12 protein-coding genes are annotated in these 15,632 nt (G+C 72.4%); 6 read left to right on the forward strand and 6 right to left on the reverse strand.

What is annotated here, in order from left to right; genetic code table 11:
* Positions 1–114: 114 nt before the first annotated feature.
* Positions 115–825, reverse strand: coding sequence for a response regulator (locus ACZ6BB_RS18630; RefSeq protein WP_471616251.1), 711 nt, complete (start codon positions 823–825; stop codon positions 115–117).
* Positions 822–1,799 carry a sensor histidine kinase gene (locus ACZ6BB_RS18635; RefSeq protein WP_471616252.1) on the reverse strand — a complete coding sequence of 326 codons (978 nt, stop codon included), beginning with the start codon at positions 1,797–1,799 and terminating at the stop codon, positions 822–824. Before ACZ6BB_RS18635 ends, ACZ6BB_RS18630 begins: the two co-directional genes overlap by 4 nt.
* A 3-nt stretch (positions 1,800–1,802) precedes the next feature.
* On the opposite strand from ACZ6BB_RS18635, the gene ACZ6BB_RS18640 reads away from it, so the two are divergent.
* Together ACZ6BB_RS18640 and ACZ6BB_RS18645 are read left to right on the forward strand one after the other, a co-directional pair.
* Complete coding sequence (locus ACZ6BB_RS18640; RefSeq protein WP_471616253.1) at positions 1,803–2,513, forward strand: ABC transporter ATP-binding protein; 711 nt, start codon at positions 1,803–1,805, stop codon at positions 2,511–2,513.
* Positions 2,510–4,816 carry an ABC transporter permease gene (locus tag ACZ6BB_RS18645; RefSeq protein WP_471616254.1) on the forward strand — a complete coding sequence of 769 codons (2,307 nt, stop codon included), beginning with the start codon at positions 2,510–2,512 and terminating at the stop codon, positions 4,814–4,816. The genes ACZ6BB_RS18640 and ACZ6BB_RS18645 overlap by 4 nt, the downstream gene beginning before the upstream one ends.
* 349 nt (positions 4,817–5,165) lie before the next feature.
* Here the strand turns inward: ACZ6BB_RS18645 and ACZ6BB_RS18650 are convergent, their stop codons facing one another.
* On the reverse strand, positions 5,166–5,360 hold the full coding sequence (locus ACZ6BB_RS18650) for a hypothetical protein (RefSeq protein ID WP_471616255.1): 195 nt from the start codon (positions 5,358–5,360) through the stop codon (positions 5,166–5,168).
* Between the two features lie 169 nt (positions 5,361–5,529).
* Here ACZ6BB_RS18650 and ACZ6BB_RS18655 point away from each other — a divergent pair, with 169 nt between their 5' ends.
* Entirely contained in the window at positions 5,530–6,129 is a 600-nt protein-coding gene (locus ACZ6BB_RS18655; RefSeq protein WP_471616256.1) for a hypothetical protein, read from the forward strand.
* A 266-nt stretch (positions 6,130–6,395) separates the two neighbouring features.
* On the opposite strand, the gene ACZ6BB_RS18660 is transcribed toward ACZ6BB_RS18655, so the two are convergent.
* Positions 6,396–7,784, reverse strand: coding sequence for an alpha/beta fold hydrolase (locus tag ACZ6BB_RS18660; RefSeq protein ID WP_471616257.1), 1,389 nt, complete (start codon positions 7,782–7,784; stop codon positions 6,396–6,398).
* A gap of 234 nt (positions 7,785–8,018) precedes the next feature.
* On the opposite strand from ACZ6BB_RS18660, the gene ACZ6BB_RS18665 reads away from it, so the two are divergent.
* Positions 8,019–10,205, forward strand: a complete 2,187-nt coding sequence (locus ACZ6BB_RS18665) for a TerD family protein (protein WP_471616258.1) — start codon at positions 8,019–8,021, stop codon at positions 10,203–10,205.
* A 165-nt stretch (positions 10,206–10,370) separates the two neighbouring features.
* Here the strand turns inward: ACZ6BB_RS18665 and ACZ6BB_RS18670 are convergent, their stop codons facing one another.
* Positions 10,371–11,294, reverse strand: a complete 924-nt coding sequence (locus ACZ6BB_RS18670) for an SCO2400 family protein (RefSeq protein ID WP_471616259.1) — start codon at positions 11,292–11,294, stop codon at positions 10,371–10,373.
* A gap of 433 nt (positions 11,295–11,727) precedes the next feature.
* Between ACZ6BB_RS18670 and ACZ6BB_RS18675 the strand changes: the two genes are divergently transcribed.
* Complete coding sequence (locus ACZ6BB_RS18675) at positions 11,728–13,527, forward strand: lysyl oxidase family protein (RefSeq protein ID WP_471616260.1); 1,800 nt, start codon at positions 11,728–11,730, stop codon at positions 13,525–13,527.
* Between the two features lie 156 nt (positions 13,528–13,683).
* Here the strand turns inward: ACZ6BB_RS18675 and ACZ6BB_RS18680 are convergent, their stop codons facing one another.
* Entirely contained in the window at positions 13,684–14,610 is a 927-nt protein-coding gene (locus tag ACZ6BB_RS18680) for a PhzF family phenazine biosynthesis isomerase (RefSeq protein ID WP_471616261.1), read from the reverse strand.
* A 92-nt stretch (positions 14,611–14,702) separates the two neighbouring features.
* Between ACZ6BB_RS18680 and ACZ6BB_RS18685 the strand changes: the two genes are divergently transcribed.
* Positions 14,703–15,593, forward strand: a complete 891-nt coding sequence (locus ACZ6BB_RS18685) for a LysR family transcriptional regulator (protein ID WP_471616262.1) — start codon at positions 14,703–14,705, stop codon at positions 15,591–15,593.
* The last annotated feature ends 39 nt before the right edge of the window (positions 15,594–15,632 follow it).

The raw sequence follows: 15,632 nt of genomic DNA on the forward strand, positions 1-15,632 counted from the left end.
CCGACCCGCTGCGGGGGAGGCGTCGACGATGACGACTGTCCACGGGGTGCGGGAGTTGTACGCACGGTCGGGTATCAAACGCCAGAGTGGAATCGGCCGAGGGGTGAAAACGGCCTAGCGATCGAGGTCGGCAGAATCGCCGGGTGCGACGAGTCCCGTCTCGTAGGCGAGGACGACGGCCTGGGCCCGGTCTCGCAGGGTCAGCTTTGCGAAAATCCGGGCCACGTGGGTTTTCACCGTCGCTTCGCTCAGTGTCAGTTCCTGGGCGAGTTCGGCGTTGGACAGGCCCTTGCCCATGAGTGTCAGTACCTCGCGTTCGCGTGGTGTCAGTACAGCGAGGTCGCGGTGGACGGCAGGGGGTGCCGAGGTTGGAGCGGTCCGTGCGGCACCGGAGGCGTACCGCTCTACCAGGCGGCGGGTGATCGAGGGTGCGAGCAGTGCGTCACCGGTGTCGACCAGGCGTACGGCGGCTGCGAGGTGTGCGGGTGTGACGTCCTTGAGGAGGAAGCCGCTGGCGCCGGCGGCGAGGGCTGCGTAGACGTAGGAGTCGAGGTCGAAGGTGGTCAACATGATCACTCGACAGTTCGGGACTTGGGCGAGGATCTGGCGGGCGGCTTCCAGGCCGTCCATGTTCGGCATGCGGATGTCCATGACGACGACGTCGGGTCGTAGGCGGCGGACGGCTTTGACGGCTTCGGCTCCGTCTGCGGCTTCGCCGACCACGTCGATGCCGCGTGCGGTCAGGATCAGGCGGAAGCCGGTGCGGACCAGCTCTTGGTCGTCGGCGATCACGACGCGGGGGGCCGGGTCGGTGAGTGCGGTCATGGCCGGTCCAGCGGGATCCGGGCGCGGACGCGGTAGCCGCCACCCAGGCGGCGCCGGGCGTCCAGGTCGCCGCCGTAGACGGCGACCCGCTCTCGCAGGCCGAGCAGTCCGCGTCCCGCTCCGTGGGCCTGGCCTGCGGCCGGATGGCTGCGAGGCCCGGCAGCGTCGTCGGTGAGGACGCTGGGTCCGCTGTTCAGGACTTCGACGCGCAGGTAGTGCTCCGCGTACCGCACTGTCACCTCGGCTTTGGCTCCGTCGCTGTGTTTGAGGGCGTTGGTCAGCGCCTCCTGGATGATCCGGTAGGCGGTGACGTCGATCCCGGTCGGCAGTGGGCGGGGTTCTCCGGAGATGCGCACCTCCACGGGCAGGCCGGCGAAGGCGATCCGGTCGATCAGCGGGCTGAGCCGGCTCAGGCTTGGCTGTGGTGCCAGGTCCTGACCGTAGGGTTCGTCGTCGCCGCTCTGCGCAGGGGCGAGCAGGCCGAGCAGGTGCCGTAGCTCGGTCATCGCGGTCCGCCCTGCGTTCTCCACGGCGCGCAGTGCGGCCTCTGCCTCGTCGGGCATGGTGGCCAGCACCTCGCGAGCCGCCCCGGCCTGGACCACCATGAGGCTCACGTTGTGGCTGACGATGTCGTGGAGTTCGGCTGCGATCCTGGCCCGCTCGGCGTCAACCGCGGTCCGTGCCGCACTCTCCCGCTCCCGCTCCAGCAGCCAGCCGCGTTCTTCGATGGATGCTCGGTGGCGCCGACGTGCCCGGATGAGCGCTGCACCCAGGGCGACGGCCGCAGTGCACGCTGCTGCCGAAGCTGTGACCAGCCATATCAACCCTGAACTCCCCACCGGACGAGCATTGCAGCCCGCCATGCCCATCCGCGTCATGCTCCGGATCCAGTTCCCTACATCCCCAGGATGACCTTCCGGGCCGGTTACATCCGGTGGGGGACGTCGTACCGGTCGTGCCGCTTCTAGGTTCATGCCATGACAACTGATCTGGACAGCTCCCCACAGGTCGTCGTTCGGCTGGAGGACGTCCACAAGGAGTACGGCGACGCGAAGGCCCTGGACGGCGTCAGCCTGGAGATCCGTGCCGGGGAAGCGGTCGCGGTGATGGGGCCCTCCGGGTGCGGCAAGTCCACACTGCTCAACATGGTTGCCGGCCTGGACCGCCCGACGTCGGGAACGGTGCAGGTCCACGGCCAGGACCTGAAAAAGTTGAACGAGACGGGGCTGGCGCTGTTCCGGCGACGGCACATCGGCATGATCTTCCAGTTCTTCAACCTGATCGACGACCTGCCCGCACTGGACAACGTCGCGCTGGCCGCCCAGCTGACCGGCATGTCCGCCCGGCAGGCCCGCCGCCGGGCGCTGGAACTCCTCGACGAACTGGGCATCGCCGACCGCAAGAACACCTACCCGGCCGCGTTGAGCGGAGGCGAGCGTCAACGAGTGGCCGTGGCCCGGGCGCTGATGAACCGCCCGGCCCTGCTCCTGGCCGACGAGCCGACCGGCGCGCTGGACAGCCGCTCGGGAGAGCAGGTCATGGACCTGCTGATCGACCTCAACCAGATCGGGCAGACCCTGCTGATCGTCACGCACGACCCGCACCTGGCCACCCGCTGCGCCAGCCGCCTGATCGAGATCGCCGATGGCCGAGTTGCCCGCGAGCGCACGCTGGAGCCCACCGCATGAGCGCCGTGTGGAGGGCATCGCGGGCGGCCGTAAGACGCCGCAGGCTCCAGACGTTCGTCATCGGGCTCGTGGTCCTGTGCTCCACCACGACCATCCTGCTCGGGCTGGCGCTGCTCACCGCAGCCTCAGCCCCCTTCGACAAAGCCTTCGACCAGCAGCGCGGGGCCCACACGGTGGCGGCGTTCGACCCGGCGAAGGCGTCGCGTGCGCAGCTGGCGCAGACGGCCCGCCGCTCCGGCGTCGAGGCCGCCGCCGGGCCCTTCGGGCAAGCCGTCCTGGAGATGCCCAAAGACTGGCTGTGGATGTCGGCCGGTTCTCTCTCCGTCGTGGGCCGGGCCGATCCGGACGGCCCGGTGGACCGCATCCGTCTGCTCGAAGGCCGCTGGGCCACCGCTCCCGGTGAAATCGTCGTCAACTGGCCCGTCGACGGCACGCCCGGCCCCGGCCGGCTCGGCACCAAGCTCAAGGCCCGCGGAGCCCCGGCCCTCACCGTCGTCGGCTTCGCCACCAGCATGAGCAAGTCCGCCGGGGCGTGGGTCTCACCCGAGCAGATGACCCAACTGCACCCGGCCACCGCCCAGATGCTGTACCGCTTCACGAACGCCGCGACTGAGCGGGAGCTGCGTACCGGCCTCACCACAGCCACCGCCGAGTTGCCCGCCGGATCGCTGACCACCGCGCAGTCCTACCTCACCCTCAAGCGTGCCTTCTCCGCACAGGCCGATGCGTATCTGCCGTTCATGACTCTCTTCGGAGTCCTCGGCCTTCTGGTCTCCGTACTGATCGTCGGGAATGTCGTCAGCGGGGCGGTCATCTCCGGGCACCGGCACATCGGCGTGCTCAAGTCGCTGGGCTTCACCCCGAACCAAGTGGTCGCGGTCTATCTGACGATGGTCTCCGTCCCCGCGTTCATCGGCTGCGCCATCGGCATCCTGATCGGCAACGCGGTGGCCGGCCCCATCCTGCAGGTGGCCTTCTCCGGCATCGAAACGGGCAGCGCCTCGATCGGTATCAGCTGGTGGCCGTCCGCAATCTGCCTGATGGGCATGCCTGCCCTCGTGGTTGTTGCCGCCCTGATCCCCGCCGTACGCGCGCACAGACTGTCCGCGGCCCAGGCGATCACGGCAGGCAGCGCACCGCGGACCGGACGCGGACTCCGCACCCAGCGCCGACTCGGTGGGACCCGGCTGCCGCGTTCCGTGAGCCTGGGTCTTGGCCAGCCGTTCGCCCGACCGGGCCGGTCCCTGTTGACGATGGCGGCCATCGTCCTCGGGGTCACCACCGTGACCCTGACGACCGGTCTGACCAGCACCATGGTCGCCTACGGGAATGCCGGCAAGAGCGACGGGGCCGCCCGGGTCGGCGTACAGGCCGGCTCGCCCGCGCGCGGCCAGACCGCTCCGGAACTGAGCGACCGGCAGACCGAACGACGACTGCGCTCTCTGCCTGGGGCGGATCAGGTGACCGTCCGCGCGCTCACCAAAGTGAGCCTCGCCGGGTATACGCAGACCGTATTCGCCAACTTCTACCGCGGGGACACCCAGGACCTCGCCTCCGGGATCGTCAAGGGACACTGGCCGGCCGGTGCCGGGGAGGCCGCAGCCGGTCCGGCATTCCTCAATCAGCACGGCTTGTCGGTAGGCGACCGGGTCACCATCCAGCTGAACGGCAGGCAGGCGCCCGTCACCATCGTGGGTGAGCTGATGGAAGGCAACGCCCAGGCACTGGACTCCAGTTGGCGGACGCTGACGCAACTCGACCCGACAAGACAGGCTGCCGAGTACACGATCCGGCTCGCTCACGGAGCCGACGCCCAGAGCTACATCGAAGCGGTCAAGGCGGCCGACCCGTCCCTGCGCCCGGCACTGTTGCACTCGGACAACACCGCCACCACGACCGTTGTCGGCTTCGCGTCGGTGTTCACCGTGCTGCTGACCGTCGTCGCTGCGCTCGGGGTATTCAACACCGTCCTGCTCAACATCCGGGAACGGCGCCGCGACCTGGGCATGCTCAAGTCGATCGGGATGACGCCGCGCCAGGTCATGGTGATGACCGTGTCGTCGGTTGCGGCTCTGGGCGTGGTCGGCGGCCTGCTGGGGATCCCTCTGGGGATCGTCGCGCACCGGCTGGTTGTGGACCGGGTCGGAGTGGTCTCGTTCCCGGAATCCATGAAGCAGGTCTGGCACATGCCGCAGCTGGCCGCTCTGCTCCTGGCGGGCGTGACGATCGCCGTCCTCGGTGCGCTGATCCCGGCGAGGTCGGCAGCGCGGCTCACTGTCGCCAAGGTGCTGCACAACGAGTAGCCCCCTCCCTTCAGCGAGTACCTCGGCCGGACCGCCACGTCCTCATGATGCGGATGGGGGCGTACGGTCCGACGCCATCTTCTCGGCCTTCGCACCTGGCACGGTGCGCAGGCCGGCCGAGCCGGCCCGGCGGCGCTACCGGTCGAGGGCGGCGAGCCGCGCGGGGCCCGCCCGAAGTACGCGTCGGCGGGCTCCATGTCCCACGGCGGTCGGCCGAACCACGTGCGGATCTGCTCCAGGTTGCCGACGTCCCCGCGGATGGTGCCGTCTGCCAGCCCTGCCGAGGCCCGCGCCGGCACGAAGCCTGAGAGCACGTCCGTCTCGAATGCCTCCAGTTGCTCGGTCGAAGCTAGTCGTCGCCGTTGCTCCGGTCCGAGGAGCTCTTGTTCGCCTTGAGCACCATCTCGCTCATCACCTCGGTCGCCACCGCCACACCGCGGGCCCAGCGGGGAGCGTCGCCCCGCGCCGTCCAGTAGATGCAGATGCCGCCGCCGATGGCGAGCAGGAGCAGGACGGACAGGAAGAGTACGAGCACGGTGGTCATCGCTCTCTGTGGTGGGGGTGGGGGTGGGGGTCGTGGCGTCGGCGATCCCGCATGTCTCGGTCAGTTGTACGACAGGGGAGACGTGTGCGGGCGGGGGACGGGTTCCGCCCGGGCCGTCCCTTCCCGGCCGCGCCCCCGGAGTGTCGGTGGGGGGCGGTACGTTCCGGGCATGGGCATGTACCTGGTGAGTGTCGGCAGGCAGGGGTGGTTCGAGGAGGGGGAGGAGCCCGAGGACGGCTGGGGGCGGGTCGCTCGCGCGCTGAACGACGAGCTGCGGCGGCGGGGGCTGCCGGCCTTCGAGTCGATGCCAGAGGAGGCCGGCTTCCTCAGGGGCTCGGGGCCGGCCTTCGAGGAGAAGCTCGTTCCGCCGATGGACGGGTTCCTCAGGCTGGGCGAGGCGCATCTCACGCGCGAGGAGGCGGAGACCTTCTTCGGGTGGACGGTGCTGGTGCCGATGTCGCTGGAGGAGGGCATCCGGCTGGAGGACGTCGGGTCCGGCTACACCGACGCGACCGTGGTCGCCGGCGCTCCCCAGGTGCTGACCCTCGCCGAGCGCCTGGCCGGGGTCGTCCGACTGCCGCCCGAGACACCGGAGATGGGCGGCAACCTCGACCTGACCACGTGGTTCCTCGACGGATCGGCCGAGCGCCTGGCCGCGCGCCGGCCGGGCCCGTGGGCCGACGACCTCGACACGTCCTTCTACGTGGCCCTGTACCTGCGCGCCGCCCAGCACGCGCTACGACGCGGCTGCCCGATGGTTTTCTCCTGACGCCGCTGCCACCGCTGCCGCTGCCACCGCTGCCGCCGCCGCTGCCATCGCAGACGCCGCCGCCGACGCCGGGCGGGTGACGGGGTACGGAACGGGGCCGTGCACGCCGGCGGCATGCGTCGCGCGCGGCCCCGCGGCCGGTCCCCGGGCGGCTGTCACCGTCCGCCCGTCACCGTCCGCCGTCACCGTCCGCCCGTCACCGTCCGCCCGTCACCGTCCGCCCGTCACCGTCCGCCCGTCACCGTCCGCCCGTCACCGTCCGCCCGTCACCGTCCGCCCGTCACCCTCCCCAGGAAAGCCGCCAGCGTGTGCGTGGCCGTGTTGTGGGCCGTGGCCGCGAAGAGCGGGTCGAGGTGGTTCATGCCCTCGTCGGACTCGTGGACGGCGTACGGGATGCGGGACTCGGCGACGACGCGGCGGGCGCTCTCCACGGCGGTGCCCCGGTAGGCGCTGGTCTGGAAGGCGTAGAGGGGTATGTCGAGCCCGGAGGCGTGGCGCAGGCGCAGGCCGAGGGAACGGGCGAGGTCGGTGTCGGCGTAGGCGTCGCTCACGTCCAGGTCGACGGAGAGACGGGCGGGCCAGTACCACTCCCACACGCCGGGCACGGGGCCCGCGTACGCCTCGGCGACCCGCCCGATCGGTGTGATCCCGGCGTCGACCCATCCCCGTACGCCCGCGGCGTCGGCATCGGCCTCGGCGGCCAGGTGTCCGGAGTGGACGCTGATGTCGTTCGGCCAGCCGAAGCCGGCGTCCACGAAGGTGCCGAGCAGCGCGGCGTTCGTCACCGGGAACGGCACCCGCAGCGCCTCGGGCACCCGGTCCTGGAGGACGGACCGTCCCTCGGGGTCGTGCCGGGCGTACCAGCCGGCGAGCTGGTACCAGATCTGGGTGCTCTCCGCCCGGTCGCCGAGTCCGACCGCACTGAGCGTCATGTCGAAGACCTGCCCGCCGGCGATCGCCGCGAGCCGCTCGCGCACCTCCTCCGGCGAGTCGTGCACGGGCGCCCCGCTCCCCTCGAACGCCCCGCGCACGCCCCCGTCGAGGACCGCGAGCCCGGCGAGATCCCGGTAGCCGGGCCGCCCGCCGAAGTCCCAGGCCGCGTACGCCATCGCGGTGGTCGCACCCCAGGAGTGGCCGCCGAGCACGACCCGCCGCCGCCCGCCCGCGCGAGCGGCGCGCACGACGCACCGCAGGTCGTCGAGGGTCCGCTCCAGCCCCCATCGGCCGAAGTACCCGGCGGCGGCGGGCTCCAGCGCACGGTACCGCCCGTCGAGGTAGTAGCCGGCCGGGTCCCCGCCCTCGAACCCGCTCCGGTCGGCGAGGCTCTCCTCGCGCCGGTCGACGGCCCACACCTGGATCCCGGGCACCGAGGCCACCAGGTCCCGGGCCATCAGCCGGAAGTCGTTCGCCGCCCCGAACATCCCCGGCACCAGCACCACCACGGTCCCCGCGTCCCGCGGCCCCACCTTCAGCACATGCACCCGGTCGCTCCCGGCGGGCCCGCCCCCGGCCCCGACCGCGATCGGCACGTACACCTCACCGCCCCGGCCCCCGGCGGCCGAGGCATGTCCGCCCCCGGCCCCGATCCCGGCGAGCACCAGCCCTCCGCCCAGCCCACCACGCAACACCGCTCTACGCGCCAGACGCTTCGTCATCTCCGGTCGTCTCCTTGGAAGTTGGGGGGTAACGACACCGGCCCCCAGCTTCCTCCGGCGGGCACGCGGGTTGATCACCGGGGTGCCGGATCGGACGGTTTCCGGCGGATCGGCGTATGTCGGCCCGTGGCGCACTAGAGTTTCGCCTGCGTCGAATGTGCGGCATGTCACATGGGGAGTGGGTGGCGGGCGCAGGGGGCCCGGCATGCCCGTGTGCGGGGATTGGGGGCTTTCATGCACGAGATGACCAAGGGCGCCAACGTGGGGTTGGCGGGGCTGAGCGACAACGTCGACTCGGTGAGCGTGACGCTGGGATGGGCCAGTTCGACCGGCGAGGGCGACGCGGACGTCTCGGTCATGCTGCTCGGCGAGCACGGGAAGGTGCGCGGCGACGGCGACTTCTACTTCTACAACAACCCGGTGGCCGCCGACGGCAGTGTGCAGCTCCTGGGCAAGAAGCCCGCCGGGGAGGGCAGCGAGGACCAGATCGTCTTCGACCTGACGGCGATTCCCGCCGACGTCGAGCGCATCGTCGTCGCCGCGAGCCGCTACGAGGGCGCGCGCTTCGGTGAACTCGACGACCTGCGGGTGACGTTGGCGGACGGCTCCGGCGAGGGGCTGCTCCGGTTCGCGATCGACGACGCCGGATCGGTGAGCGCGTTCATCTTCGGCGAGCTGTACCGCCGGGCGGGCGAGTGGAAGTTCCGGGCCGTCGGCCAGGGGTACGACACCGGACTGGCGGGCCTCGCGACGGACTTCGGCGTCGACATCGACGACGACGCGGATGCGGATGCGGATGACGAGGCGGGAGACGACGGCGCCGAGGGTGCGGCCCTGGCGGACGCCCGGGACCGGGCCGACGACCCGGCCGGCGGGACGGGCGGGCGCGCGGAAGCGGGCGGCGCGGCACCTGGCGGCGCGGCATCCGGCGCCGCGGCCCAGGCTGTGGCGACGACGGCCGCCGCGGCGGCCGTCGAGCAGGCGTCCCCGGCGGCGGGCCTTCCCGGCGTCCCCGCGCCCCGGCAGCCCCGGCAGCTCGGCGAGGAGCCGGAGCCGGCCGGGCCGAAGAAGGCGTCCGCGCGTCCCCGTACCGCCAAGAAGAAGGTCACGCTGCCCAAGGCGGTGAAGAAGTCCCTGGCGGAGAACGACTCCTGGCGGGAGGCCCGGCTCTTCCCGGTCTCCGCGCTGAAGAGCGACCGCGACCGTGAGATGCGGGCCACCTCGGTGCTGCTGTCGGTGATGGCGCAGGTGCCGGAGTTCGGCAGGAGGCTCACCGCCGCGTTCGGGGCGCCGGCGGGCCGGACGGAGACGTTCACGGAGGTGTCCCTGCCGCACGGCGATACGCCGAGGCGCCCGGACGGGGTGATCCGGGTCGAGCGGGCCGGCAAGCTGTGGACGGCGCTGGTGGAGACCAAGACCAACGGCAACGCCCTCAAGGCCGAACAGGTGCAGGCGTACATGGACATCGCCGCGCGCCGCGGCTACGAGGCCGTGATCACGCTGTCCAACGACGTCGCGCTGGAGGGCAGCCCGCTCGTCGAGGTCAAGATCGACAGGCGCCGCAAGCACAAGGTTGCCCTCTGGCACCTGTCCTGGGCCGAGGTCACCCACCAGGCCCAGATGCTCATCCGGCACGAGGGCGTCGGCAACAGCGCGCACGCCTGGCTGCTCCAGGAGCTTCTGCACTACCTCCAGCACGAGAACTCCGGCTGCCACGGCTTCCAGAACATGGGCGCGGCCTGGGTCCCCGTCCGCAACGGCATCGACGACGAGACGCTCTGCCAGGGCGACCCGCGCACGCTGGAGGTCGTCGAGAGCTGGGAGCGGCTCATCCGCCAGGTCTGTCTCGGCCTCGGCGGTGAACTGGGCCAGAAGGTGCTCCCGGTCCGCCGGGCCCGGCGCGGCACCGACCCCGGGGCCCGGCGCGCGCGGATGGCCGACGAGCTGTGCCTGCGGGGGACGCTGCAGTCGGAGGTGCGCATCGAGGGCACCCCGGGCGTCCTCGCGCTCAGCGCCGATCTGCGGACCGGCAAGCTGCGGACGTCCATCGAGATCCCGGCGCCCGAGCAGGGCTACCCGCTCAACTGGGCCAAGCGCCTGGTCAAACGGCTGGCCGAGGCGCCGGCGGACCTCCATGTCGAGACCCTCGTCGAGGGGGAGACCGTCGGGCCGCGGGGCACCCTGGAGCGGCTGCGTCCCGAACCGGCGGACCTGCTCCCGGTGAACGGGGCGCAGATCACCGGCTTCCGGCTGTCCCTGTTCAAGGGCATGGGCAGTACCCGGGGCAACGCCGAGTCGGGTTTCATCCGCAGCGTCGACGACGCCGTGCACCGGTTCTACGCCTCGGTCGTGACCCACCTCGACCGTCCGGCCGGCCGTCGGGCCCCCGCCGAGGAGCGAGCCGTCACCGTCGGCGGCTGACCCGGGCACGGGCCGTGTCCGGCGGCGCCACGTCTCCTCGTCGAGGGTGATCGCCGCCGCCGGGCAGACGGCCGCCGCCTCGCGGACGGCCGGGTGGTGCGGTGCGGCGGGGGCCGGGGTGAGGAGGACGACGACGATGTCGTCCTTGCCGCCGCTCGCCGTACGTCAGTTCACGCACACGATCCCGAGCAGGCACAGCCCCGAGGGCGACGTCGTCGCCGTGTCGGAACCCGAACCGTCGGCCGCGCCGGTGCCGTTGCCGCCGCCCGTGCCCGTGCCGTTGTCGTTGTCATTGGACGAGCCGGTGTCGCCGCCGCTTCCCGTGTCCGCGCCCGTGCCCGAACCCGTACCGGTGTCGGCCGAGGAGCCGGGGTCGTCGGTGGCCGGAGGCGTGGTCGCCCCGTCCGTGGGGGCGCCGCCGCCGGTGTCGGTGGCCGTCCCGCCGGTGGCGGGGGAACCGGTCCTGGCGCGCTCGGCGGACGGTGTGGCCGACGCGGTGTGCGGGGCGTCGGGGTGGCTCGCGCGGGAGCCGGACCGGCTCGCGGCGGAGCGGTCGCGGGGGGTGTCGCCCGACGGGGTCCACCGGGTGGGGGCGTCCGCGGTGCGCCGGGCGTCGTCGGTCTCCGTCTCCGGCGTACGGCCGCGCTGCGAGCCCTGCTCCTCGACGGAGCCCAGGCTCCCCGCGTCCGGCGCCGTGGCCGCCTGGGTGCGGTCGGTGGACTGCCGGTCCATCCCCAGCACGGTCAGACCGCCGCCGACCAGCGCGACCGTGGTCGCGACCACGGCCCGGCGCTGGTTCTTCTTCCACCGGGCCAGCTGACGCCGCCGCGCGGCCCGCCCGCGCGGCGGCTCCGGAACGCCCTCCATGTCGACATCGGCGTCCGCGGCCGCGTCACCGGTGCCGGACGCGGGCCCGTCCACCGGGAACCCCTCCGCGGGGTCGCCGTGCGGCCCGCCGTCCGCCGCCCCGTGACCCCAGGTCGCCGCCGGGACCATCACCGATCCGGTCGCCGGGCCGGCCGGGGCCACACGGCTGTCGATCGCGGCCGGGGCGATGTCGGGCGCGTAGGCACCGCAGCCGGGGCACACGAGGGCACCATTGAGATGTCGGCGACATGAGGAGCAGTAGTCCATCGAGGTCTTCCTGTGTTGACACGCCGTCGACCCGCCGGGCCGCGGCCCGGCCACGTCACGTTCGCACGTGGGATCGAGCGGATCGAGTGGTCAGCAACGCTAACGAGGCATTCTCAGAGCTGTGTGCAGGCTGTGTGACGCTCCTGAGGGGATTCGCCGTGGACTTGGAGACCGTCCCGCAGGGACGCACCGGCATGTGTCCGACCTGTGTCCACCGCGCTTTTCGTCGAAATCCGCGACAACAGGCAACCCCCACACCTGATTTACCGGTCTCACAGGTTGCTCACAGGGCGGAGGGTTCGAGTCCGGTCGGCCGGGACGTGTTGGGGTGCGTCCGGCAAGGCGGCCGGCCGTCGTCCGTGGGTTGTCCAGTCCGATGCCACCGACCATGGCACTCGCAGACGAGGAACCGATGACCAGCCAGATGACCAGCCCGACGAACAGCCCGAACAGCCCGGGGAGCGGCGGAGCCGCGGAAGGGGCGCCCGGCGCCGGCCAGGACCGCCGCAGCCGCCTGAAGCGCCCCGGCCTCGCCGCCCTGGCCTCCCTCACCGTGGTGGCGGCCGTGGCCGGAGCCGCGCCCGGCGCCGGTGCCGCGCCCGCCGCGAAGCCCGGGACGCCGCAGATCAAGCTGATCGCGGCGTCGAAGTCCGTGACCCTCACCCGCTACGAGTGGTCCGAGGGCGTCAACCTCCAGCTCGGCACGTACCTCTCGGTCGACAACGCGCCCCTGGAGTTCCAGGTGACGCGCAAGTCGTACAAGGACCCGATCGTCGCCAAGCAGATCCTCCGCAACGGCAAGACCGTGAAGACGCGCACCCTGCCCGCCGGCACGGTCGACGACTTCTCCGGACTGACCGGCTTCCTGGAGATCTCGGTCAAGGACGCGACCGGCAAGCAGGTGGTGAAGACCAAGGGGAACTTCTGCCCGAACAACGCCTCGGGCCGGATCCGTCCGGACGCCCCCTCGACCAACCACTATCCGCAGAGCTGCTCCACCAACCCGTGGACGCTGGGCTCGGTGTGGGGTGTGGAGAAGGGGTGGGCCACCAACACCACCGGCTACGACTACGACAAGTCGGTGGACCTGCCCGCCGGTGAGTACACCGCCCAGGTGCGGGTGGCGAAGAAGTACCGCGACCTGTTCGGCATCCCCGACAGCAAGCCGACCATCAAGGTGACGGTCCGCGAGGACGAGGAGGGGGGTGAGGGCCTGACGGCGTCGAAGTCCTCCTCGTCCCACCACGGCGGCCACGGCGGCGGCCACTCCGCGCAGTCGGCCCCGGCCGGACAGCCGGCCCTGGACGGCCACCACTACGGCCCGCGCGGCGCCGACGCCCCCACCCCGCCCCAGCTTCCGTTCGCCCTCGTCGACCGGGGCATCGCCAAGCACCTGGGCGACGGCGCCGGCCACACCGACGGCTCCCGCATCGCTCCCGCGCTGAAGGCCAACGCCAAGCGGCCCACCGGCAAGGCGGGCGTCGCCAAGAGCGTTCCCAAGCCGGACCTGCGGTCGCTGCCCGCGTGGGACATCGCCATCACCGACGGCGAGGACGGCGACGTGCCCGGCAAGGACTACCTCGCCTTCAGCGCCAACGTCTGGAACGCGGGCCCCGCGCCCCTCGTCGTCGACGGCTTCCGCAAGCCCGGCGCCGACCTGATGGACGCCTACCAGTACTTCTACGACGCCAAGGGCAAGCAGATCGGCTACGCCCCCACCGGCACCATGGAGTGGGACCCGCGCGAGGGCCACGAGCACTGGCACTTCACGGACTTCGCCAGCTACCGCCTGCTCAGCGCGGACCAGTCCAAGCAGGTGCGCTCCGGCAAGGAGGCGTTCTGCCTGGCCAACACCGACGCGATCAACTACACGGTGAAGAACGCCAACTGGCACCCGGAGAACACCGACCTGTCCACCGCGTGCGGCTCGGAGGACGCCATCTCCGTGCGTGAGGTCCTCGACGTCGGCTCCGGCGACACCTACACCCAGTACCGTCCCGGCCAGTCCTTCGACATCACGGACCTGCCGAACGGCACGTACTACATCCAGGTCATCGCCAACCCGGAGAACCGTCTCCAGGAGACCAACCACAAGAACAACATCGCCCTGCGCAAGGTGATCCTGGGTGGCACCCCGGGCGCCCGCACGGTGAAGGTGCCGCCGCACCACCTGATCAACGCGCGCTGACACACGAGTCGTAGCGACACGGGTATCGCCGCAGGCAGTGACGCCCCCCAGGCCCTCGGGCCCGGGGGGCGTCGCCGTGGGGAGGGCCGGCCGGGGGTCAGGCCCGGCTCGCTCCGGCGGTCTCCGCCCGCTCCTGCCCTGCCTCTGCCCCGGGACTCAGCCGATCGGGACCGCCTGGCCCGTCACCCGCGAGCGGGGGTCCTCGGGGGAGACGTCGAGGCGCAGATCGCTGGGGCGGCCCATGTCCTCCCCCTGCCGGATCGTGACGGTGGCCGGCGCGGTGACCAGGCCGAGGGTGCGGAGGTAGCCGCCGAAGGCAGCCGCCGCCGCGCCCGTCGCCGGGTCCTCGACGACCCCGCCCACGGGGAACGGGTCCCGGGCGTGGAAGCGGTCCGGCGACTCGCGCCACACCAGGTGCACGGTCGTCCAGTCGTGCCGCCGCATGACGTCCGCGAGGGCGTCGAAGTCGTAGGCGAGGTCCGCGAGACGGGGGCGGGAACCGGCCGCCAGGACCAGGTGCCGGACGCCGCCGAAGGCCACGTGCGGCGGCAGCGCCGGGTCGAGGTCGCCGTCGGACCAGCCGAGGGCCTTCAGGGTCGCGTCCCGTTCGGCGGCCGTGGCGGGACGGGAGCGGGCCGGCACGCTGGTGAGGGTGGCACGGGCCGTGCCGTCGGAGGCGTCGACCGAGGTGGCGACCGGGATCTCGCCCGCGAGGGTGTCGAACAGGACCTCGCCGGGGCCCAGCCGCTCGGCGAGCGCCACGGCCAGGGCGACGGTCGCGTGCCCGCAGAACGCCACCTCGGCGAGCGGACTGAAGTACCGCACCCGGAACCGGCGCGCGGCCTCGTCGGCGGCGGTGACGAAGGCCGTCTCCGAGTAGCCCACCTCGGCGGCGATCGCGAGCATCGCCGCGTCGTCCAGCCCGGAGGCGTCGAGCACCACCCCGGCCGGGTTGCCGCCCGCCGGGTCGTCGGTGAAGGCCGAGTAGCGCAGGATCGCGGGCAGCGGGTCCCCCGAGCGCGGCACGCTGGCCGACGGCTCGGGGCGGGACAGCGGGCTCGTCACGTTCGCGTCGTGGGTCATGGCTCCACGCTGTCACCGGGCCGGGATCGCGTCCAACGATCAGTTTCGATCCAGTCCATCGAGAAAACCGATGGGCGGCCTAGGCTGACGTCGTGGACACCAGACTGCTGCGCACCTTCACCACCCTCGCCCGGACCGGCGGGTTCACCTCGGCCGCCGCCGAACTGCACCTCGCCCAGTCCACGGTCACCGTGCACATCCGCACCCTGGAACGGGAGCTGGGCACCCGGCTCTTCGACCGCCTGCCCACGGGCACGCTGCTCACCGAGTCGGGCCGGCGTCTGCTGGAAGGGGCGGAGGAGGTCCTCGACGCCGTGGCACGGCTGCGGGCCGGCGGCCGGGAGGGCGACGGTGCCGTGCGGGGGAGGGTGCGGGTCGGCACCCCGGAGTCCCTGTGCGCGACCCGGCTGCCGGGTGTGATCGCGGCCCTGCGCACCCGCCACCCCGAGGTGGACGTCGACCTGCACGCGGCCGGTACGGCGGAGTGCGTCGCGGGGCTGCGGGCCGGACGGCTGGATCTGGCGCTGCTGCTGGAGGACGAGGCCGACTTCCCGGAGATCACCGCCGAGCCGGTCGCGCGCGAGCCGCTCGCCCTCGTGTGCGGGCCCCGTCATCCGCTCGCGGCCCGCAAGCGCCCGGCCGGCTGGGCGCGGCTGGCGACGGAGAGCTTCTTCCTGCTGGAGCAGGGCTGTTCGTACAGCGACGCGCTGGAGCGGCGGCTGCTCGCCCTGCCCGGGGCCGGTCCCCGGCTCACCCGGTTCGGCAGCGTGGACGCGGCACGGTCCTGCGCCGCCGCCGGGCTGGGGCTGACCCTGCTGCCGCTGACGACCGTGGAGGAGTATCTGGAGCAGGGGCGGCTGACGAGGGTGCCGGGCCCCGGCTTCGCCGATGTCCCCGTGCGGCTGGCCCGGCACCGCAGACGCTGGACGGCGCCGGCGACGGAGGCGTTCGCACGGGAACTGGTACGGCAGTTGGGCGCCTGACCGGGAGCCTCGCGACGGAGGCGCCCGGAGTTCGCCGCG

Source organism: Streptomyces sp. NPDC041108 (genome assembly GCF_055592645.1).

What these genes read in the sequence shown, in the direction of transcription:
- ACZ6BB_RS18640 (WP_471616253.1), top strand. Translation starts at nt 1,803, where the DNA reads ATGACAACTGATCTGGACAGCTCCCCACAGGTCGTCGTTCGGCTGGAG.
- ACZ6BB_RS18645 (WP_471616254.1), top strand. Translation starts at nt 2,510, where the DNA reads ATGAGCGCCGTGTGGAGGGCATCGCGGGCGGCCGTAAGACGCCGCAGG.
- ACZ6BB_RS18635 (WP_471616252.1), bottom strand. Translation starts at nt 1,799, where the DNA reads ATGAACCTAGAAGCGGCACGACCGGTACGACGTCCCCCACCGGATGTA.
- ACZ6BB_RS18680 (WP_471616261.1), bottom strand. Translation starts at nt 14,610, where the DNA reads ATGACCCACGACGCGAACGTGACGAGCCCGCTGTCCCGCCCCGAGCCG.
- ACZ6BB_RS18675 (WP_471616260.1), top strand. Translation starts at nt 11,728, where the DNA reads ATGGCACTCGCAGACGAGGAACCGATGACCAGCCAGATGACCAGCCCG.
- ACZ6BB_RS18655 (WP_471616256.1), top strand. Translation starts at nt 5,530, where the DNA reads ATGGGCATGTACCTGGTGAGTGTCGGCAGGCAGGGGTGGTTCGAGGAG.
- ACZ6BB_RS18665 (WP_471616258.1), top strand. Translation starts at nt 8,019, where the DNA reads ATGCACGAGATGACCAAGGGCGCCAACGTGGGGTTGGCGGGGCTGAGC.
- ACZ6BB_RS18630 (WP_471616251.1), bottom strand. Translation starts at nt 825, where the DNA reads ATGACCGCACTCACCGACCCGGCCCCCCGCGTCGTGATCGCCGACGAC.
- ACZ6BB_RS18660 (WP_471616257.1), bottom strand. Translation starts at nt 7,784, where the DNA reads ATGACGAAGCGTCTGGCGCGTAGAGCGGTGTTGCGTGGTGGGCTGGGC.
- ACZ6BB_RS18650 (WP_471616255.1), bottom strand. Translation starts at nt 5,360, where the DNA reads ATGACCACCGTGCTCGTACTCTTCCTGTCCGTCCTGCTCCTGCTCGCC.